The sequence below is a fragment of the Phyllobacterium sp. SYP-B3895 genome, assembly GCF_009647635.1.
GTDB lineage: Bacteria > Pseudomonadota > Alphaproteobacteria > Rhizobiales > Rhizobiaceae > Phyllobacterium > Phyllobacterium pellucidum.
Genome location: NZ_WJIG01000002.1, coordinates 359,844 through 379,974 on the forward strand (window position 1 = coordinate 359,844; position 20,131 = coordinate 379,974).

Below are 20,131 nucleotides of genomic sequence, written 5' to 3' on the forward strand. Positions count from 1 at the left end.
AGGTCAGCCCTCCACGAAGATCAGCGCAGGCGTTTCGAGCAGCGTCTTGATCCGCTGGATAAAAACTGCGGCATCCCAGCCGTCGATGACGCGATGGTCGAAACTGGATGACAGGTTCATCATCTTGCGCGGAATGAAATTGGTCCCGTCCCAGACCGGACGCACCATGATCTTGTTGACGCCGATGATCGCGACCTCCGGATAGTTGATCACCGGGGTCGTCACCACGCCGCCCATGCTGCCAAGCGACGTTATGGTGATCGTCGAGCCGGTCAGTTGTTCACGCGTGGCAGAACCCGTCTTTGCAGCATCCGCAAGCAGATTGACCTCAGCCGCGCAGTCCCAGAGCGTGCGCGCCTCGGCATGCTTCACCACCGGCACCACCAGTCCGTTCGGGGTCTGCGCCGCAATGCCAATGTGCACGCCGCCATACTGGTTGATGATGTTGGCCTCGTCGTCATATAGCGCATTGAGGTTTGGTTGGTCGGCAATGGCCTTGACCATTGCCCGCATCAGGAAGGGAAGGATCGTGAGCTTCGACTGCTCGGCGCGCTTCTTGGCATTGAGCGTCGCGCGCAGTTCCTCGAGCGCAGTGACGTCGATCTCCTCGACATAGGTAATGTGCGGGATATGAGACTTGGCGATCGCCATTTTCTCGGCAATCTTGCGCCGAAGACCGACAACCTTGATCTCCTTGATCGAATTGTCCGGAGCGAGCGCGGCAACGCCGGGGCGCTGCGAGCCACGGGCGAAGAATGCCTCCAAATCCTCATGGGTGATGCGTCCGGCAGGCCCGGTACCGCTTACCTGCCGCAGATCGACACCGGCTTCCCTGGCGCGCAGCCGGATTGCAGGCGAAGCGAGCGGCTTTTCGCCTTCACCGCGCGGCGCAACTCCGCTGACGGGCGGGGCCGTGACGCGGGGTGTCTCGTCGACTGCCGCCGGCTTGGCCTTTGGCTTTTCTACCTCTGCCTTCGCCGGTTCGGACTTTTTTTCCGGCGGCGGGGCTGCAGCGTCGCTCTTGGCGGGCTTGGCCGGCTCAGGTGCATGACCTTCACCTTCAATCTTGAGTCGCACCAGCGGCGAACCGATGGCTATCACCTCGCCGATTTCACCGCCGAGCCAGAGGATTTCGCCATCCACGGGCGAAGGGATTTCGACGGTTGCCTTATCGGTCATGACGGCGGCAAGCACCGTATCCTCACGCACGAGATCACCGATCTTCACGTTCCATTCGACGAGTTCGGCCTCCGCAACGCCTTCCCCGACATCCGGCAGCTTGATGACATATTCACCCATCTTCTGCTCCTATCCTTCCAGCGTTTCTACAAGGGCGCGACCGACACGCGCTGGCCCCGGGAAATAGTCCCATTCCTGCGCATGCGGATAGGGCGTATCCCAGCCTGCCACGCGGGCAACCGGCGCTTCCAGCTTGTAGAAGCAGTGTTCCTGCACCAGAGCTGCAAGTTCGGCCCCAAAGCCGGAAGTCAGGGTCGCTTCGTGAATTATGACACAGCGCCCCGTCTTGCTGACCGATTCGACGATCGTTTCGAGGTCGAGCGGCAGCAGCGTCCGAAGATCGATGATTTCGGCGTCGATGCCATGCTCTTCGGCGGCAGCTTCAGCGACATAGACCATTGTACCGTAGGCAAGGATCGTCATCTGCTTGCCCTCGCGCCGCTTGATAGCCTTGCCAAGCGGTACAGTATAATGACCGTCCGGCACGTCGCCGAGATCATGCTTGGACCACGGCGTGACGGGACGATCGTGATGCCCGTCAAACGGTCCGTTATAGAGGCGTTTCGGTTCGAGGAAGATCACCGGATCCGGATCCTCGATCGCGGAGATAAGGAGTCCCTTCGCATCGTGCGGGTTGGAGGGGACCACCACCTTCAGCCCGGATACATGGGTGAAAAGAGCTTCCGGACTTTGGCTATGCGTCTGCCCGCCAAAGATGCCGCCGCCGGTCGGCATGCGGATAACGATGGGGCAGGTAAAGCCGCCATTGGACCGGTAGCGCAAGCGCGCCGCTTCGGAGACGATCTGGTCATATGCCGGATAGACGTAATCGGCGAACTGAATTTCGACGCAGGGCTTCAAGCCATAGGCGGCCATGCCGATCGCAGCGCCTACGATGCCAGCCTCGCTGATCGGCGCATCGAAGCAGCGTGTCTTGCCGTACTTCGCCTGCAGCCCTTGCGTACAGCGGAAGACACCGCCGAAGAAGCCGACATCCTCGCCGAACACCACGACGTCATCGTCGCGCTCCATGGTGATATCCATCGCGTCGCGGATGGCTTCGATCATCGTTTTGCGGGCCATGGATCAGACTCCTGCCTGCTGGCGCTGACGACGCAGATGCGGCGGCATGGTTTCGTAAACGCCCTCGAACATATCGCGCGCCGAAGGCTTGCCGCCTGCATGCAACGTACCGTGGCCTTCAGCTTCCTTCTGTGCGGCAATTACCGTGTCAAGGATTTCGGCTTCCGTCTGCTTGTGACGCTCTTCAGTCCACGCGCCGCGCAAAATCAGGTGATTCTTCAATCGCATGACCGGATCGCCGAGAGGCCAGGCATCGGATTCCGTTTTGGGTCGATAGGCGGAAGGATCATCCGAGGTCGAGTGAGCGCCGACGCGATAGGTAACGTATTCGACAAGCGTCGGACCGAGATTGCGCCGCGCCCGTTCGATCGCCCATTTCGCCACCGCATAGACCGCGAGATAGTCATTGCCATCGACGCGCAGCGCCGGGATGCCGAACCCAAGGCCGCGTGCGGCAAATGTGCCGGATCCGCCGCGCGCAATACCCTGGAAGGTGGAAATTGCCCACTGATTGTTGACGATGTTGAGGACGACTGGCGCCTTGTAGGTCGACGCGAAAACCAGCGAGGCATGGAAATCCGACTCGGCCGTCGAGCCGTCGCCGATCCAGGCTGCCGCAATCTTGCTATCGTTCTTGATGGCAGACGCCATGGCCCAGCCGACCGCCTGGATATATTGCGTCGCAAGGTTGCCCGAGATCGAGAAGAACCCATGCTCTTTCGACGAATACATGATCGGCAGCTGGCGCCCCTTCAGCGGATCACGCTCGTTCGAGTAGATCTGGCACATCATCTCGACCATGGGATAGTCGTCCGCGATGAGCAGGCCTGCCTGGCGATAGGTCGGGAAATTCATGTCGCCCGGCGCAAGCGCCTTGCGAAAGGCACAGCTTACCGCTTCTTCACCAAGATGCTGCATGTAAAAAGACGTCTTGCCCTGCCGCTGCGCTATCTGCATGCGGGCATCGAAGGTGCGCAGCGTCATCATGTGGCGCAAGCCCTCGACGAGTTGCTCGTCGGTCAGCATGCCGGCCCACGGACCGACCGCCTCGCCATCGCGGGTCAGTACCCGGATGATCGAAAAGGCGAGATCGCGGAAATCCTCGGGATTGGCGTCCACCTCCGGCCGCCTGACCGAGCCGGCCTCCGGAATATTGACGTTCGAGAAGTCCGGCTCGCCGCCATGCCGCACGGCCGGCTCCGGCACATGCAAGCTTAAAGGACCAAATTCTCCAAGGGGACCGTCATTCGACATGCCATCGCCTCCCAACCACTGACATTTTCGTCACAGTCTACCATGAATTATTAGGTCAGTAATACTGTCTTAAAACAGCAACCTTCGAGCATGGCATCATGCTCTGCTTCAATATGCGATCCCATCATATTGAAAAGGTTGGGCATCTGCGCATCAGATGCGGTGCAAAGGCCCGGCACGCTCGACCAAAAAAGCAACATTGCTTCAATTCGGGTTACGACCGCCCGCCTATTCGTTCGCAGGCGACCGCGATTTTGCAATCAAATGCAGCTGATGCTCAATTCACGTCCTACGCGGCGGTGATGGCGAGCACCTGTTCGCGCGCATTTTCCCGGATGGCATCGAGGTGGATGCGTTTGAGCAAGGACAGCATATCGTCATTCGCGGCGGCGGGAATCGTGCTCTTGTCTCGCCCCATTGGCTCCAGATGCTCGATCATGCGACGGATGATTTCAGGCGAACCAGCGTCCTGTCTGCCGTTGGCAACGTTACGCCAGCCCTCGAGCGCCACCTTTAGCGGGAGATGCGTGCTGACCGGCAGTCCCGCTGCGCTGAGCAAAGCGCCGAGCGCGGCCGGCCGGCCGTCGATGATGAGGCTGCGCACGCGCGCAAGACTGTAGCCCGAGAGCGCAACGAGAACGGCGGCAAAGAAATCGATCTTTCCAGCCGCGACAATCCGAATGACGAAGGCTGTGGTCAGGTCACCGCGCAATTGCAGATGCTCGATGAGCGCCGGATATTCATCGATGCGCGTTGCCGCGACGAGGCTGACGGATGCCCGCACGCAGGCATCCCGGGTGATGCGCTTAGCGCGGCGCTCTCCCATGAGAGCCATGACCATATCCATCTGACACAGGGCTTCGGCGATACGAACTGCGAGTGCATGCCTGCAATCGGCAGGAAGGCGGTTGTCATCGATCAGGAGCGTCCTGATTTCCGCGACATGGCCGAGGCGCTCGACAAGTCTGCGAAAACTTATATCGGCGATCTGCGCCTGGCTATTGGCGAGCAACGCTGCGACCGCTTCGACCTCGCCGATCTCGATAATGGCAGCGCTCACCGGATAGGACACCTTTGCGCGCGCCGCCACGAGGCGCTGCGCTTCGCTGCTGCCGCCGGCCACGGAATCGATGAGGTCGGCGTCACTCAACAATACGGAACGGCCAAGAATATAGGTTGCGACCTCGATCTGGTCACGTGCGAGGCTGGCAACGATGTGAGCCGGCGCATGAGCGCTCGTCGAAAAAGCTTCAGCAAGAGCAAGCCGCACTTTGGGCGAAGGATCATCGAGCAGGAGTGTCAACACCGCTTCGGTGGAGCGCCGTTCGTCAAATTCGAGGTCCGGCTGCAAATAGATATGCGCCAAGGCAGCCGCCGCATGGCAACGCTGCGCCACCGAGGCATTGTCGATCATCTTCACATAATGCTGAACGGACATTCTGTCTTCGCCCCCGAGTCCCCTGATTGGGCACAACTCTAAAGGGAAAAAGTTTACGATCCATTTACTGTCGATTGTAATAAAAAATTAATATTTGCACAGCCAGCCATCAACTATTCAATTGTCTTTAGAAACTTAATCTTGTATATGCACCCTTTTCAAAGAAAATATTTGGTTTTATCAATGCCTTTCAATACCATACAGTTCATTTTTCTTCTTCTGATTGTAGTGTTTGCAACTTATACGCTTAGACGTTCAGGTAGTTTGCCTCCCCAGTATTTCCTGATATTCGCTTCTTTCGGATTTTACGCGATTTGGAATATATCCGATCTGCCCGTGCTCTTGATCTCACTGGTTTTTAACTTTTTTTTCGCTCAGGCGATTTTTCATGCGAAGGCCCGTCTCCGGCTCATTTTGACAAGTGTGGGTATCCTGACCAATTTAGGACTGCTCTCGTGGTTCAAGATCGGACCGGGAGCGGCACACGGTCTGCCCTTGGGACTGTCCTTTTTCACGTTTCAACAAATCGCATATCTCGTCAGCGTCTATAAAAGTGGCGCGCCAGCAAGCGTAGCGAACTACGCCTTTGTCATCTGCTTCTTCCCACACATGGTCGCTGGACCGCTGGTGCAACATGGCGATATGATTGCGCAGTTGAACTCTCCCAGAGTCTTTCGTTTCAAGCGCGCCAATCTCTTTGCCGGAAGCAGTCTCTTCATAATAGGCCTCGCTAAGAAGGTACTTTTGGCGGATACGCTTGGCCTCTATGCAGGCAATGCGTTCCACTTGGCAGATAGCGGAGTACCTCTCGATTGCCTTACTGCCTGGACAGGTGCGATCGCAGGATTCTTGAATGTTTACTTTGATTTCTCCGGCTATTCTGACATGGCCTGCGGTATTGCATTGATGGTGGGCATCAAGCTCCCCATGAACTTCTATTCACCCTATAAAGCAGCCAGTCTCGACGATTTCTGGCACCGTTGGCATATTACCCTCACTCAGTTCTTTCGCACCCACCTGTTCAGGCCCTTGGCGGGAAAGCGACTCGTTATTCGAAGACATTTGGCAGTGTTGCCCTTCACCATGATAGCCGCCGGTATGTGGCACAGCCCGTCCTGGAACTTTTTCGCCTGGGGACTTTTCCACGGTGTTCTAGTCACTATTCAACATGGTTTTCGCTTATATCTGCGAACCACGCCGGTGCACCGTAAGAAGTGGGCCCACAAACTGCTCGGATGGGCCGAAACTCAGTTCATATTGATTTTGCTCGGATGTTTCTTCCAGGCCAAGACTTTGAATGGAACGTTTGGGATGGTAACCGCAATGGCTGGTTTTTCGGCAGCGCCGCGGGCCATCGAGCTGCCATCACCCGTCAGCCCTACAATTCTCGAAGCAACATCAATGTTTTTGCCTCAGCTTCAGTTCGAGGCAGGTTACCGCACCGATGTAGTCGTTGCCGTAGCTACGATCGCCATTTGTTGGTCGATTTGCCTGTTTACTCCTAACTCGACCCAGCTCCTCGCAAACTTCCGCCCCGTAAACGATTCAACAAATCTTTTGCGCAAACGCCAATTTCGACGCACGGGACCGGTGCTGTTTCGCGGCCGCGCATTTGCGGCGCCTCGCATCTCATGGATCGCATGCATGGGTCTTATATTTGGACTTAGCCTCATCAAGATCCTGTTAGACGCCGGATTGCCTTTCAACTACTTCAATTTCTAATAGATACATTGGGTCAAAATGCGTACTCGGAAACGCCTGTTTTTATCTTGGTTTTTCATATCTTTTATTGGTTTGGCAATTGTGTGTTTCATCAATATCGGCACCCCTCTCGTCATGCGGCAGATGGCTCAGAACGGCTATTGGCAGGACCATAAGGCGTGGAAAGCCCAGCTGATGCAGTCGGGCCCGGCGCCAGAAATCGTACTGGTCGGAAGTTCCCGGGTCATGAATCACATCGACACGCAATATTTTGCCGAGCGAGGTCATCCCACCTTCAACTACGGTGTCGCGGGAGCCATGCCGTGGGATTTTCCATACATGGTCGCGCAGGCAAGCCGTTCCGCCCGTTCGACCGTCGTCATCAGCATTCCAGCAGAGACGCTGTTTTTGCCTCCCGAATGCCCAAGCAAGCTGACCTGGACCGACGTACAATTCTACTTAAGGGAAAAGCCGAGTTGTCTGGGTGTATGGTCTTTCCGAAATTGGCTGCAAATATTGCCAATCAACGGCATGTTTTCAGAAAAGGTCGATCCCAATTCACAGATTTACTTTTTTCCATGCTCCCAGGAAAACCCGGTCGTTGCGCTGCTGAATGAGCGCTTCGATCACGATTATTGTGAGGATGTCCGTAAGGTTACATATATTCGCGGCACGGATAAACGGTATGTGTTTGGATTCCAAAACGGCGATGGCGTCATTCTGGCGAAACAGCCGTCAGAGGGTTGGAACGAACAGATCGAGCGCCTGGATTACACGGGCCGCGAGTATGAACCCAAGTCTGTCGCATTTTTGCGTCATCTGGCCCAGATTGTCAGAAGCAATGAAAAATTACCCATCTTCTTGATCGAGACCGCTCCAATTCACCGAATATCTATCAAGCACGTTGTCGAAAAAGCCACCGGCGAAGCCACGATTTACATGAATGATATTCCGCTCGATCCGTCTGAAATCGCCGATGTAGATCATGTTGGTCCCAAAGGCATCTCGCATCTTACCAAGGAACTCTACGACCACCTGTTTCCGACTGTCGCTCATGAATCCCACTAAGGTGCGTGATTTTTCCTGGTCGCAGGCCGCGAAATCGGCTTGGTCGTAGTGTGTTCAAAAGCCGGTCAGCTAAGGGCGGAAAACTTTCGAGCCAGGCCAGCTGCTAGACGCAACGGTCTTGTGACGATCCAAGATCGGCTGCCTTCCATCGCAGCGAGCGTGAAATCCAGCGCATCATTTCGTGAACCCAGTTCCGCGATCCTGCGCGACTTTTCAATATTCTCGGCAATTTGGGCCTGGAGTGCAACGTCTGCATCCATTTGCACATCAGCTATCTCCGCCTGCCACCGAAGGTTTATTTCCTCGATTTCCGTTCGGTGCCTGGTTTGAACGTCGCTGAGTTCGGTTCCAAGTGCGTCAAGTTCACTTTGATGCGAGTCGCTTATTTTTTCGATGACATCGTGATGAGAGGCGATCAGTTCAGCTCTATCCGCCTGCCAGCGAAGGTTCATGTCCTCGATATCCGTTCGGTGGCTGGTTTGGACATTGCTGAGTTCAATTCTAAGTGCATCAAGTTCACTTTGGTGACCGCGCTGCATTTCTCCGATGAGGTCTTGGTGAGAGGTGATCAAACTGTCGATCTCGCTCTGCAGGCTATCGATTTTTGACCTTTGGCCCTCATTGAGGGTTCGCACCTCAATCAATAATTGGATTTCTCTTTGCGCTGCCTCGCGTTCTTGAGTTTGCTGCGCAAGCGCACGTCTTACTTTTATAAGTTCACGGCGCAGGGCGGCATTGTCCAGCGCCTTTAGATCCACTTCCTGCATGGGAGATTGGCGGGCGGCATGCGCAAGGGCGTCCGGTGAAAGTTCTGTTGAAACACGCACCTTGTCGCGATCCACCACCTTTTCATGTGCTTGAACAGCGGCCGCAAGATCAACCGTTTCAGGCAGGCAACCCTTAAGCGCATTGAACAGATATTGCGGATCGCTGGTAAACTTGGGAAATGCCACGAAGTAGATTGGAATAGACGCTTTCGTAAGCCGTTCGATCAGGTGATGAAATCCGGTAGCCAATAGGCGGGCCTGGTCCATTGGATGCAGCGAATATACCGCTCCTCCCGGTGTCGACGACCAAGCAGTCCACGTTTCCGGCTGATCAGTGAACCATACATGGTTGCGATGAATGCTCTGCAGCTCGAGTATGATTCGACTGCTTGCCGCCTCAGTCAGGTCTCTGACGGGAATAACAACAGCATCAATCGCAATTTCATTACGGTCCAGGACAGCATCTATGAACTCGTACAGCCAGGGCGTCTTAACGACATAGGGCAAATCTTCTCGGCCCCCATATATCAGATCCTCAAGACCGGCTTCAGCATCGTAATCCCAAAACAGGTGATCTTTTGAGGTTTTGAGGTGCGTGTTCATCCCCAAGGCGTCAAAGTATTTTACGAGCAGACTAGTACCAGCCCGACCCGTTCCTGCAATCAATATATGGTGTTTCATATGATCCTAGCGATAAGTATATATTCAAATGAATGATGTGTTAAAGCTCCACACATTAATTATACCGGCGAAGAAAACAATGCCGACTATGGTCGCATCCCTGCGGCTCGTCGTCCGTATGATTGAATTTATGGAGGTCCCGTATGGCCGGGCTTTATCTGGAAGAGTTTGAGATCGGGCATGTGTTCCAGCATGCGCTGCGCAAGACGGTCACAGAGAGCGACAACATGCTTTTCTCGGTCATGACGCTCAACCCGCAGCCACTCCATATCGATTTCGATTACGCTTCGAAGACAGAGTGGGGAAAGCCGCTGGTGAATTCGCTGTTCACGCTGGGGCTGATGATCGGCATATCGGTGAATGATACGACGGTCGGCACGACCATTGCCAATCTCGGCATGACCGACGTGACATTCCCCTCTCCGCTCTTTCATGGCGATACCGTGCGCGTCGAAACGCAGGTCATCTCGGTCCGCCGGTCGAAATCCAAGCCCGACCGCGGCATCGTCGAATTCGAGCACAGGGCCTTCAACCAGCACGGTATTCTCGTCGCCAAATGTACGCGGCAGGCGATGATGAAATCGAAGGGTGCGGCCTGATGCGTTCACTTCTGTTCGTACCCGGCGACTCGGAAAAGAAGCTGGAAAAGGGCTTGGGAAGCGGCGCCGACGTCCTGCTCATCGATTTTGAGGATTCGGTCGGCACGGCCCGCAAGGAAGCGGCACGCGACATCGCCTCGGCATTCCTGCGAGCGCATCGGACCGAAAACGCGCCCCGGCTTTTCGTACGGATCAACGACCTTAGAAGCGGGCTTGCCGATGATGATCTCGCGGCGGTGATGCCCGCCATGCCTGAAGGCATCCTTCTGCCGAAATCCAATAGCGGCAAGGACGTAACGCGGCTTTCCGCCAAGCTCAATGTGCATGAAGCCACCAGTGGATCAAAAGAAGGGGCTACGAAGATCCTTGCGCTCATAACCGAAACTGCCATCGGGACGCTTTCGGCCGCCAGTTACCCGGGCTGTTCCGGCCGTCTGGCGGGGCTCAGCTGGGGCGCTGAAGACCTATCGGCGGCAATCGGCGCGCGATCGCCGCGCAACGAGACCGGAGCCTATACGGACGTGTTTCGCCTCGCCCGCGCCGTGACCATCCTCGGCGCGTCGGCCGCAGACGTCGCCGCTATCGACACGGTCTATATCAATTACCGCGACGATGCCGGCCTTGAACGCGAATGCACCGAGGCGGAGCGCGACGGCTTTACGGCAAAGCTCGCGATCCACCCGGCGCAGGTGCCCATCATCAACCGGGTCTTTACGCCATCGGCCGACGCTGTCGCCCAGGCGCAGAAGATCGTCGATGCCTTCGCCGCCGAACCGTCGGCAGGGGTTATCGGCATTGACGGGTTGATGTTTGACCGGCCGCATCTCAAACGCGCTGAGCGCCTCCTGGCCCGGGCCCGGTCAGCAGCCTGACACTTTCCGTCTCAGCCTTCCCAGGGACCGGAATACTCAGAAAGAATATCCTTTATGTCGGGCCGCGGACGCTCCGGAACCTTCTGGGCGCAGGTCCCGATATGAACGAAGCCGGCGACTCGCTCATGCGGCGCCAGCCCCAGCAAGGCCCGGCCCTTCTCGTCTGAAGCATACCAGTTGCTGATCCAGTTCGTGGCGTAGCCGAGCGCATTGGCCGCCAGCGAAAGGTTCATGGCGGCGGCGCCGGAGGAAAGAAACTGTTCCCACTCAGGAATGTGATGATCGACCGGAGAGAAGATCACGCCGATGACCAGCGGCGCCCGGGCAAAGCGTTTCAGTTCCTGCTCGCGCCGCTGTTCGGTGAGCGGCCCCTCCCGTTCCTCGGCCAGCGCCGCAAGATAGGTACCGATCCGTTCGCGCGCCTCGCCACGATAGACGATGAAGCGCCAGGGTGTCAGGCGCCCATGGTCGGGTACCCGCGAAGCTATGCGGATCATCGTTTCGATTTCGCCATCGGAAGGAGCCGGAAGCCCGATCGCTGAAATGGGCGTCGAGCTGCGCGTCGACAAGAATTCGATGACGGAGTGGGGCACAGATGTATCCATAATGATCCTGCTTTTGCGATGCGCCGACAATGTGGGGGTTTCTCGGGCCAAGTAAAGGTGCGGCATAGCGAAAAAGCCTTGAAATTGCCATCGGCTTCGGATCAAACCATCACATGGGTGCAGCCAATAATTCCCCGGTGGGGCGGAAAGCTTTCAAATGCGGACATGTCCGCATCGCGATCCTGTTTGCCGGTTTGGCGATCAATGTTCCAGGCGCACTGGCCCAGGCATTGGCACCGGAACTGCCGCAGACGCCGACGGTTGAACTTCCAACGATTCCCAACCTGCGCGAATATGCCAATCCCAAGGCTCCGGCCAACAACCCGCTGGCAAACGAACCCGAACTCATGCTGTCGGCCAAGCTTTCCGACGATGGCGGCGCTATCAGCCGCGGATTGGTGTGGCGCGTCTTCGCTCCCGAGCCCGGCGCTGACGGCAAGCTCGCCTTGCTTGCGACGGCCAAGGGCGGCACGACTTCTTTCAACCTCGCACCCGGCAGCTATCTCGTCCATGTTGCGTTTGGGCGCGCTGGCGCAACCAAGCGCATCACCATGACCCGCGCCAAGCGCTCGGAGACGATGATCCTTGACGCCGGCGGCGTCAAACTCAATGCCGTCCTTTCCGGTGGCGGTCGCATCCCGCCGGATCAGCTGCGTTTCTCCATCTACGAAGACCACGAAGATTCAAACGGCGAGCGCGCGCTCATCATTCCCGATGTGAAGCCCGACACGGTGGTGCGTCTCAACACGGGCACCTACCAGATCGTTTCCAACTATGGCACCGCCAATGCCGTGATCCGCGCCGATATCCGTGTCGAGGCCGGCAAGATTACCGAGGCGAATGTCGAGCATAGGGCGGCGCAGCTGACGCTCAAGCTTGTGCGCGAGCAAGGCGGCGAGGCGTTGGCCGATACGGCCTGGTCCGTGCTCACCACGTCTGGCGATATCGTCAGGGAAAGCGTCGGCGCGTTTGCGTCAATCGTCCTGGCTGAGGGCGACTATGTCATCATCGCCAAGAATAAGGACAAGATCTATCAGCGCGACTTCAAGGTCGTCGCCGGCCGCAACCAGGATGTTGAAGTCGTCGCGTCGGAAGGCGCAGCGACCGCCACCAGCGCCAGCCAACCCGCAGATGGCGAAGAGCCCTTGGATTAGAGCGCGCTTGTTGCCGGGCGGAACTTGGGATCAAGTGAGAAAACGGCGTTGTAGAGGTATTCGAGCATCTGCTTGCGATCCTCGAGGCCCTTCAATTCATCCCAGCCGATAATCCTGCCGACGTGCGCTTCGATGGATTTTCCCGATAGGCGCCGGAATTCACGAATGAGAAGCGAAATGCGCAGCGTCATCGAGACCTTGCTGGCAAGGTGGAAGACGCGGCCGTTCTGACCGCCGAAATAGACCGGTATCACCGACGCCTTGGCCTGCTGCACGAGCTTGGCGGGAAATATCTTCCACGGCAGGTCTTCGGCTCGCCCGAAACCCTTGGGCGCAGTTGCAACGCCGCCGGCCGGAAAGACGACGATCGTCACGCCCTCCTTTAAAAGCCGCACCGCCTCATGGCGGGTCGCCATGTTCATTGCCATGGCTTCCTTGGTTTCATCGAAACAGACCGGCAAGGCGTAGGGGCGTATTTCCGGCACCTTCAGAAGATCGTTGTTGATGAGCACCCGAAACGGCCGGCCAAGCTGCTCGGCGAGTGCAAGAGCCGCGATACCATCGCCAATGCCATATGGGTGATTGGCAATCATGACGAGCGGCGTATCCGGCAGATCGCGCGGCGGCCACTGGTCCTGAACGTCCAGCCGGACATTGATCAGATCCATCATGCGGCAGAAGACATCGATGCCGGCAGGCACGATGTCCCGGCGCCAGATATCATACAGGCCCGCATAGTAGTTGCGGCCCGATATGCCCTCGATGGCCCGGATCAGCCACTGGGTCAGGCGCGACTGGGTGTCATTGGCATAGGAAAGTTCGGGAAAGTGCACGTTAGACCTTTGGCTGAAACAAATTTGAACAATTTTCTCGCAATCATGTGACAGCGCGATGAACGTCACCGCGCTGTCATATGTCGACTTTTAGCCTATTGCGCGGCAAGTCGCGGCAGGTCAGGCGGTGTTGCTTCGGCGGTCAGTTGCGCGATGGCTTCATCCAGTGTCAGCGATACCTGGCTCTGTGAGCCGAGGCGACGCATATTGACCGAACGCTCTTCCGCTTCCCGCATACCGCAGACGAGAATGACCGGAACTTTCTGCAAGGAATGCTCGCGCACCTTGTAGTTGATCTTCTCGTTGCGGAAGTCGGTGATGACCTGCAGGCCGGCCGCCTTCAACTCCTTGGCGACCTGTGCACCATAATCGTCCGCTTCGGAGGTGATCGTCGCCACCACGACCTGTATTGGCGCAAACCACAGCGGCATGTGTCCGGAATAGTTCTCGATCAGGATGCCGAGGAACCGTTCCATGGAACCGCAGATGGCGCGGTGAATCATTACCGGCTGCTTCTTCTCGGAAGTCGAGTCGATATAGAAAGCGCCGAAGCGCTCCGGCAGGTTGAAATCGACCTGCGTCGTTCCGCATTGCCAGTCGCGGCCGATGGCATCGCGCAACACGTATTCGAACTTGGGGCCGTAGAAAGCGCCCTCGCCCGGATTGATCGCCGTCTTGATCTTGCCGCCCGACTGCGCCTCGATCGTGTTGAGCACCTTGCTCATCACCGCTTCGGCGCGGTCCCAAAGCTCATCAGACCCAACGCGCTTGTCCGGACGCGTCGAGAGCTTCACCGTAATGCCCTCGAAGCCGAAATCGGCGTAGGTCGTCAGGATCAGGTCGTTGATGCGCAGGCACTCGGCCTCCATCTGCTCGTCGGTGCAGAAAATGTGGGCATCATCCTGAGTAAAGCCGCGAACGCGCATCAAGCCATGCAGCGCTCCGGAAGGTTCGTAGCGATGCACATTGCCGAATTCCGCAAGTTTTACCGGCAGATCGCGGTAAGATTTCAAGCCATGCTTGAAAATCTGCACGTGACCCGGGCAGTTCATCGGCTTCAGCGCAAAAACGCGCTCATCGTCCGTTTCATCGCCGGCAACCGTGACCTTGAACATGTTGTCGCGGTACCAACCCCAGTGACCCGACGTCTCCCACAGCGATTTGTCGAGCACCTGCGGAGCGTTGACTTCGCTGTAGCCGTGGCTGTCTAGACGGCGGCGCATATAGCTGACGAGGTTCTGGAACATGCGCCAGCCCTTCGGATGCCAGAATACGACACCCGGGCCCTCTTCCTGGAAATGGAACAGGTCCATTTCACGGCCGAGACGGCGGTGGTCGCGTTTTTCGGCCTCCTCAAGCATGTGGAGATAGGCGTTGAGATCGGTGTCGTTGGCAAAGGCCGTTCCATAGATGCGGCTCAGCATCGGATTGTTGCTGTCGCCGCGCCAGTAGGCGCCCGCCACCTTCATCAGCTTGAACGAATTGCCGATCTGGCCTGTCGAAGCCATGTGCGGGCCGCGGCAGAGATCGTACCAATCGCCCTGCGCATAGATCTTCAGGTCCTGGCCCTCGGGAATGGCATCCACGAGCTCGACCTTGTAGGCCTCGCCCTTCTCGGCAAAAACCTTGCGGGCCTTCTCGCGCGACCAGACTTCCTTGGTGAACGGCTTGTTGCGGGCAATGATCTCCCGCATCTTCTTCTCGATCACCGGCAGGTCGTCGGGCGTGAACGGCTCGTTCTTGGCGAAGTCGTAGTAGAATCCGTTTTCGATGACGGGGCCGATGGTGACCTGGGTCCCGGGAAACAATTCCTGGACAGCTTCGGCAAGGACGTGGGCACAATCATGCCGGATAAGTTCGAGCGAACGCGGATCGTCGCGCGTCAGGATCTCGACCGCACCGCCCTTTTGCAGCGGATCGGAAAGATCGCGCACGACGCCGTCGACCGCATAAGCGACCGCCTTCTTGGCCAGTGATTTGGAAATCGATTCTGCAAGTTCCGCCCCGGTCAGATGAGCGTCGTAATCGCGCTGGGAGCCATCGGGGAAACGCAGTGACACAGTCTTTGCAACTGCCTCGGACATATAACCACTCCTATCCAGTCCCGCCAACGATTGCGGGTGGTGTTGAACAACCGGACTTCCTGCCGGCGAGCGGACTTCTAAAGCCTGTTTCGGCTGGCGTAAAGTACCCCTCAGCTTTTGCGTGAAGCGATCGCCCAGTAGCGCCAGGGCATGTACCAGACATAGCGGCTTTCGAGCGTTGTCGGGACGGGATCGAGGCCATGGGTTCCGCCTGGTCCGCAGCGCATGAGCCGGAAGAGCCCCATCCAGCTGCCCGACCACAGTCCATGGCGCGCAATCGACTCGTAGGCGTATTCCGAACAGGTCGGCAGGTGGCGGCAGGAATTCCCGATGAAGCCGGACAGTGTGAGCTGGTAAAGCCGCACCAAACCGGTTCCGAGCAGCCGGCCGGGCGTTTTTCGCCAGGGTCCGTTCCAGTTCCTGCTATAGCGGGATGAAGGTCGAGTATGATCGCGCAGCTTTTCGTCGCACATGGCGCTGGTCAGGCCGCAGCCTCTGCGGTCTTCTTTTCGATCTGGTTGATGCAATCGACGACCGCGTCGAATGTCAGCATGGTGGAGTTGTGGCGCGCCTTGTAGTCGCGCACGGGTTCAAGAAACTTCAGGTCCTCGAAGCGGCCCTCAGGGGGTACTCCGTTTTCCTTGAGCATCCTGAACATCGTATCGCGGACGTCGCGCAATTCCTGCGCCGTCGCTCCGATAACATGTCGCGCCATGATCGAAGACGAGGCCTGGCCCAGGGCGCAGGCACGAACGTCATGGGCAAAATCGGAGACAACGCCATCCTTCATCTTCAAATCAACGATAACCGTCGAGCCACACAGTTTCGAATGTGCCGTGGCGGTGGCATCGGGATTTGCAAGGCGGCCAACCCGTTGAATATTCCCGGCGAACTCTAGAATCCGCCCGTTATAAACGTCATTGATCATGATGGATGCCTGTCCTCGACACAGTGTTCATCGCAATTGCGTCAATCCGTATCGTTTTACCCTATGAATTCCATACTCGATCTCTATATAGTATGTGAGTAGGCCAGCACAAAGTCGAATAGATTAAATTCTCTCTTTCGATAACATGCTGGTGGCGTTGGCAAATCCGTCAATGCTAGCTTCAATACACCGTCCGTTCGCCAGAACGACTATCGTGTATTGCCGTTTAACTCGTCGCTCCTTTGAGGGCGGCTACGGGAGATCGCGATGGATGCGGTAATTAAGAACTTGCAGTCGGCAACGGCCAAGCAGGACAATTCGAAACGCCCCACTCAACAGGAAGCTGAAGACGCAGTGCGTACGCTACTGCTGTGGGCCGGCGACAATCCCGACCGCGAAGGATTGCTGGACACGCCGGAACGTGTCGCCAAATCCTACAAGGAACTGTTTTCCGGTTATGGGCAGGATCCGGCCGAGGTGCTGGGTCGCACGTTCGAGGAAATCGCCGGCTACGAGGATATTGTCCTCATTCAGGACATCCCGTTCTTCTCGCATTGCGAGCACCATATGGTGCCGATCGTCGGCAAGGCCCACGTTGCCTACCTGCCCGACGGCGAGAAGGTCGTTGGCCTCTCCAAGATCGCGCGCGTCGTTGATATTTATGCACACCGCCTGCAGACGCAGGAGAGCATGACCGCACAGATTGCCAATGCCATTCAGAATTCGCTGCAGCCGCGTGGCGTTGCCGTCATGATCGAAGCTGAACACATGTGCATGTCGATGCGCGGAATCCGCAAGTCCGGTTCGACGACGACCACGACAACCTTCACCGGCACCTACAAGTCCGATGTCAACGAACAAGTCCGGTTCATGACACTCGTCAAAGGCCGTTAGTCCGAACACGTTTATGAGTGACTTCTTGGAATCGCTCGCTGACAGACATCAGAACGAAGAGGGCGCGGTGTTCGCACCGCGCTTCGATGCGTCCGGACTTATCACCGCCATCGTTACCGATATAGGCGATGGCCAGCTGTTGATGGTTGCGCATATGAATGCTGAGGCGTTGCGCCTTACCCTTGAGACAGGTATTGCCCATTATTGGTCGCGTTCACGCGGCACGCTCTGGAAAAAGGGCGAAACATCGGGAAATCTGCAGACCGTCGTCGAGATGCACACCGACTGCGACCAGGACGCGCTTTGGCTCAAGGTCCGGGTGGCAGGCGATGGCCCGACCTGCCATACGGGTCGTCGTTCCTGCTTCTATCGTCAGGTGGTGACCGCAAATGGAACATCCGCATTGGTAATGCAGTTAGAGACAAAGTAGAGCTTACTTAGCCATAGGGCCAATATGGCCGCGATATCCTCTATGCCTCGTAACCGCCATTATCGATCTTTGTAATCCTATTTCCTTGGTTGGCTAAGGGGTCACAATTCCGCAATATTTATCCTTTGGATACCAATGCAGAGGGATAATGAGCCAGTACGACGTCAGGAGTGTGTGCCATGCTCGAATGGGCATCGCGCCGGTTGCGCGCAGCAGAATCAATCGGCATCAGTGATAGCCCGGGCGTGCAGTTGATCGCACCCAAGCAGCCGCGCGAGCGGAAGACACCCATTGCCCTGGCGCTGGGCGGCGGCGCGGCGCGCGGCTGGGCGCATATCGGTGTATTGCGCGCGCTCGACGAGGCAGGCATCGAGATTTCCATGATTGCCGGAACTTCTATCGGCGCTCTCGTGGGCGGCTGCTATCTCGCCGGCAAGCTCGACCAGCTCGAGGATTTTGCCCGCAGCTTGACCAAGCGCGGCATTTTCAGCCTGCTCGACCTGCGGTTCCGGGGCAATGGCCTGTTCGGCGGCATGAAACTCGACAGGCGGCTACGCGACCACCTCGAAGAGCTTTCGATCGAAGAACTCAGCAAGCCCTTCATCGCCGTCTGTACCGAAATCAACACTGGCCACGAAATCTGGCTGACACGCGGAAGTCTGATTACGGCGATGCGCGCCTCCTATGCCCTTCCCGGCGTATTCGAGCCGGTCGATTGCAATGGCCGCACCCTGGTTGATGGCGCATTGGTCAATCCGGTGCCGGTATCGGTGTGCCGCGCGCATGAGCAACCGCTCGTCGTCGCGGTCAACCTGCACTACGATCAGTTCGGACGCGCCGCCGTCATCAAGCACGCGGCAGAAGGTCCGATTTCGGCACGGGGCGACGGTGAAATTGCCGCAAGCCGTCCAGCTTCCAAGCGGCTCGGAATTACCGGCGTGATGATGGAGGCATTCAACATCATCCAGGACCGCATCTCGCGGGCGCGTATGGCGGGCGATCCACCTGATATCGCGCTCCTGCCGAAAATCGGCCATGTCGGCCTCGCCGAGTTTCATCGCGCTGACGAAGCGATCAAACTCGGCTATGAAGAGACCATGGCGCGCCTCGGTGAACTCGAGCGCATGCAGAAGCTGGTGTTCTAAGCCTTCTCAAGCCGTTGCGATGTAGCTGCGAATCTCTTCGGATTCGCGCTCGACCTCTTCGATACGAAGCTTCACGACGTCACCAATCGACACAAGCCCGTGCAACTGCCCGTCTTTCTCGACCGGAAGGTGGCGGAAGCGTCCGCGCGTCATCATCTCCATGACCTGATTGACCGTGTGGCGTTCGCTGCACACGCTGACCTTGATGGTCATGATCTCCGAAATGGGCTTCGCCAGTGCATCGGCGCCTTCCGCGGCAATGGCCCGCACCACGTCGCGCTCGGAAAGAATGCCCTTTATCGCTCTCTTGTCATTGCAGACGACAATCGCACCAATCTTGTGTTGGGCAAGCATGGCGACCGCTTGGCCGAGGGTGGTCTCCGGATTCGTGTTGAAGACGTCGTAACCCTTGCGTTCGAGTATCATTTTGACTGTCATGTACATCCTCCTTGCACAATCGACATTCGACCGCCGAAAATCCCCCAATTACATCCGATGGTCTAGGTTCATCGTGCGCGTAAGTCGCGCTTATTGCAACTACTGAGCAATTATACCAACAGATCTACGTCCGTACGACCACGATCAGGCCTGTCAAACAGGGATATGCCGAAAAAACCCACCACAAAGCCGCCAATATGCGCTTCCCATGCGATTGTCGCAGAATTGTCCACCCCAACGGAAAGCAGGCCCGTGACTATGTTCGTAACGAACCAGACGCCCAGGAACACAATGACCGAGCGCATGCGCAGGGCGACGCTGATGGGCAGGATATCGCCGACGAATGCCGCGGAATTGCGTGAGCCCGACCGGCGAAAACCGAAGCGGGCCGCCGCGCCCATCATTCCCGAAACCGCACCTGAAGCACCGACGAGCGGCGTCATGCTGGCGGGATAGACGGCAAAATGGGTCAGGACGGCCGCAACGGCCGTGGCAATCCAGAACAATGTCGTGCGCAAGGGCCCTATGCGGGCCGCCAACGGCGAGCCGAATGCGGCAAGCCAGATCATGTTGAGCGCAATATGGGCGAAGCTGCCATGCATGAATGAATAGGTGACCATCGTCAGCCAGGCCGAGGGAGAATAGAACCCGCCATATTGCGAGAAGCGTGCGGGGATGAACGCAAAATTCAACAGGAGAGTGTCGGCCTGCTGCTCATCAAGGACATATGCCTCGGCGATATAGACGAGCGCGCACAAGCCCATGATAGCGAGAATGATGCCAGGAATATTGAAAACGGGCTCGCGGCCGCTGGTGTTTTTTCGGATGTACCCTCGCTCGCTCATGCACCGCCTCGTTATTGTTGCCGGGGCAAGCTATCCGGTTCCCAGCGCATCGCCAAGGCAAGCACCAAAAGAA

Annotated in this window: 20 protein-coding genes; 8 read left to right on the forward strand and 12 right to left on the reverse strand. The window is 57.3% G+C overall.

Going from position 1 to position 20,131, the window contains the following annotated elements; all coding sequences use genetic code 11:
• Positions 1 to 3 precede the first annotated feature (3 nt).
• The 4 genes from GF108_RS08095 to GF108_RS08110 all read right to left on the reverse strand — a co-directional run bounded on the left by GF108_RS08095 (position 4) and on the right by GF108_RS08110 (position 5,014).
• Positions 4 to 1,299: a dihydrolipoamide acetyltransferase family protein gene (locus GF108_RS08095; protein WP_153667564.1), complete on the reverse strand. Its 1,296-nt coding sequence runs from the start codon at positions 1,297 to 1,299 to the stop codon at positions 4 to 6.
• 9 nt (positions 1,300 to 1,308) lie between these two features.
• A complete protein-coding gene (locus tag GF108_RS08100; protein WP_027232545.1) occupies positions 1,309 to 2,322 on the reverse strand; it encodes an alpha-ketoacid dehydrogenase subunit beta in 1,014 nt (337 codons plus the stop codon).
• 3 nt (positions 2,323 to 2,325) lie between these two features.
• Complete coding sequence (locus tag GF108_RS08105) at positions 2,326 to 3,576, reverse strand: 3-methyl-2-oxobutanoate dehydrogenase (2-methylpropanoyl-transferring) subunit alpha (protein ID WP_027232544.1); 1,251 nt, start codon at positions 3,574 to 3,576, stop codon at positions 2,326 to 2,328.
• Between the two features lie 289 nt (positions 3,577 to 3,865).
• Entirely contained in the window at positions 3,866 to 5,014 is a 1,149-nt protein-coding gene (locus GF108_RS08110; RefSeq protein WP_153667565.1) for a DUF2336 domain-containing protein, read from the reverse strand.
• Between the two features lie 183 nt (positions 5,015 to 5,197).
• Between GF108_RS08110 and GF108_RS08115 the strand changes: the two genes are divergently transcribed.
• Together GF108_RS08115 and GF108_RS08120 are read left to right on the forward strand one after the other, a co-directional pair.
• On the forward strand, positions 5,198 to 6,736 hold the full coding sequence (locus GF108_RS08115) for an MBOAT family protein (protein WP_172982590.1): 1,539 nt from the start codon (positions 5,198 to 5,200) through the stop codon (positions 6,734 to 6,736).
• 18 nt (positions 6,737 to 6,754) lie between these two features.
• Positions 6,755 to 7,783: a hypothetical protein gene (locus GF108_RS08120; protein ID WP_153667567.1), complete on the forward strand. Its 1,029-nt coding sequence runs from the start codon at positions 6,755 to 6,757 to the stop codon at positions 7,781 to 7,783.
• Positions 7,784 to 7,848: 65 nt separating this feature from the next.
• Here GF108_RS08120 and GF108_RS08125 read toward each other — a convergent pair whose 3' ends face one another.
• Complete coding sequence (locus tag GF108_RS08125; protein WP_153667568.1) at positions 7,849 to 9,231, reverse strand: hypothetical protein; 1,383 nt, start codon at positions 9,229 to 9,231, stop codon at positions 7,849 to 7,851.
• A gap of 143 nt (positions 9,232 to 9,374) precedes the next feature.
• Between GF108_RS08125 and GF108_RS08130 the strand changes: the two genes are divergently transcribed.
• Complete coding sequence (locus GF108_RS08130; RefSeq protein WP_091949393.1) at positions 9,375 to 9,830, forward strand: MaoC family dehydratase; 456 nt, start codon at positions 9,375 to 9,377, stop codon at positions 9,828 to 9,830.
• The gene (locus tag GF108_RS08135) at positions 9,830 to 10,702 is read left to right on the forward strand and encodes a CoA ester lyase (protein WP_153667569.1); all 873 of its coding nucleotides are present in this window, start codon (positions 9,830 to 9,832) and stop codon (positions 10,700 to 10,702) included. Before GF108_RS08130 ends, GF108_RS08135 begins: the two co-directional genes overlap by 1 nt.
• Positions 10,703 to 10,713: 11 nt before the next feature.
• Here the strand turns inward: GF108_RS08135 and GF108_RS08140 are convergent, their stop codons facing one another.
• A complete protein-coding gene (locus GF108_RS08140; protein WP_153667570.1) occupies positions 10,714 to 11,307 on the reverse strand; it encodes a nitroreductase in 594 nt (197 codons plus the stop codon).
• Between the two features lie 113 nt (positions 11,308 to 11,420).
• Between GF108_RS08140 and GF108_RS08145 the strand changes: the two genes are divergently transcribed.
• A complete protein-coding gene (locus GF108_RS08145) occupies positions 11,421 to 12,461 on the forward strand; it encodes a hypothetical protein (RefSeq protein WP_246663892.1) in 1,041 nt (346 codons plus the stop codon).
• Here the strand turns inward: GF108_RS08145 and GF108_RS08150 are convergent.
• The 4 genes from GF108_RS08150 to GF108_RS08165 form a co-directional block, all read right to left on the reverse strand.
• Positions 12,458 to 13,294, reverse strand: a complete 837-nt coding sequence (locus GF108_RS08150) for a lysophospholipid acyltransferase family protein (protein WP_370462111.1) — start codon at positions 13,292 to 13,294, stop codon at positions 12,458 to 12,460. The genes GF108_RS08145 and GF108_RS08150 overlap by 4 nt on opposite strands.
• Positions 13,295 to 13,389: 95 nt before the next feature.
• Positions 13,390 to 15,378: a threonine--tRNA ligase gene (thrS, locus tag GF108_RS08155; RefSeq protein WP_153667571.1), complete on the reverse strand. Its 1,989-nt coding sequence runs from the start codon at positions 15,376 to 15,378 to the stop codon at positions 13,390 to 13,392.
• A 110-nt stretch (positions 15,379 to 15,488) separates the two neighbouring features.
• Positions 15,489 to 15,851 carry a membrane protein insertion efficiency factor YidD gene (gene yidD / locus GF108_RS08160; RefSeq protein WP_153667572.1) on the reverse strand — a complete coding sequence of 121 codons (363 nt, stop codon included), beginning with the start codon at positions 15,849 to 15,851 and terminating at the stop codon, positions 15,489 to 15,491.
• 8 nt (positions 15,852 to 15,859) lie between these two features.
• Positions 15,860 to 16,306 (reverse strand): iron-sulfur cluster assembly scaffold protein, encoded by a 447-nt coding sequence (locus GF108_RS08165; RefSeq protein WP_153667573.1) that lies wholly within the window; start codon positions 16,304 to 16,306, stop codon positions 15,860 to 15,862.
• Between the two features lie 267 nt (positions 16,307 to 16,573).
• Between GF108_RS08165 and folE the strand changes: the two genes are divergently transcribed.
• From folE to GF108_RS08180, 3 genes are all read left to right on the forward strand, one after another.
• Positions 16,574 to 17,200 (forward strand): GTP cyclohydrolase I FolE, encoded by a 627-nt coding sequence (gene folE, locus GF108_RS08170; protein WP_027232535.1) that lies wholly within the window; start codon positions 16,574 to 16,576, stop codon positions 17,198 to 17,200.
• A gap of 13 nt (positions 17,201 to 17,213) precedes the next feature.
• A complete protein-coding gene (hisI, locus tag GF108_RS08175; protein WP_153667574.1) occupies positions 17,214 to 17,630 on the forward strand; it encodes a phosphoribosyl-AMP cyclohydrolase in 417 nt (138 codons plus the stop codon).
• Positions 17,631 to 17,809: 179 nt separating this feature from the next.
• A complete protein-coding gene (locus tag GF108_RS08180) occupies positions 17,810 to 18,775 on the forward strand; it encodes a patatin family protein (RefSeq protein WP_153667575.1) in 966 nt (321 codons plus the stop codon).
• A 6-nt stretch (positions 18,776 to 18,781) separates the two neighbouring features.
• On the opposite strand, the gene GF108_RS08185 is transcribed toward GF108_RS08180, so the two are convergent.
• The gene (locus tag GF108_RS08185) at positions 18,782 to 19,213 is read right to left on the reverse strand and encodes a CBS domain-containing protein (RefSeq protein WP_153667576.1); all 432 of its coding nucleotides are present in this window, start codon (positions 19,211 to 19,213) and stop codon (positions 18,782 to 18,784) included.
• Positions 19,214 to 19,323: 110 nt separating this feature from the next.
• Complete coding sequence (locus GF108_RS08190; RefSeq protein WP_153667577.1) at positions 19,324 to 20,058, reverse strand: rhomboid family intramembrane serine protease; 735 nt, start codon at positions 20,056 to 20,058, stop codon at positions 19,324 to 19,326.
• Between the last annotated feature and the right edge of the window lie 73 nt (positions 20,059 to 20,131).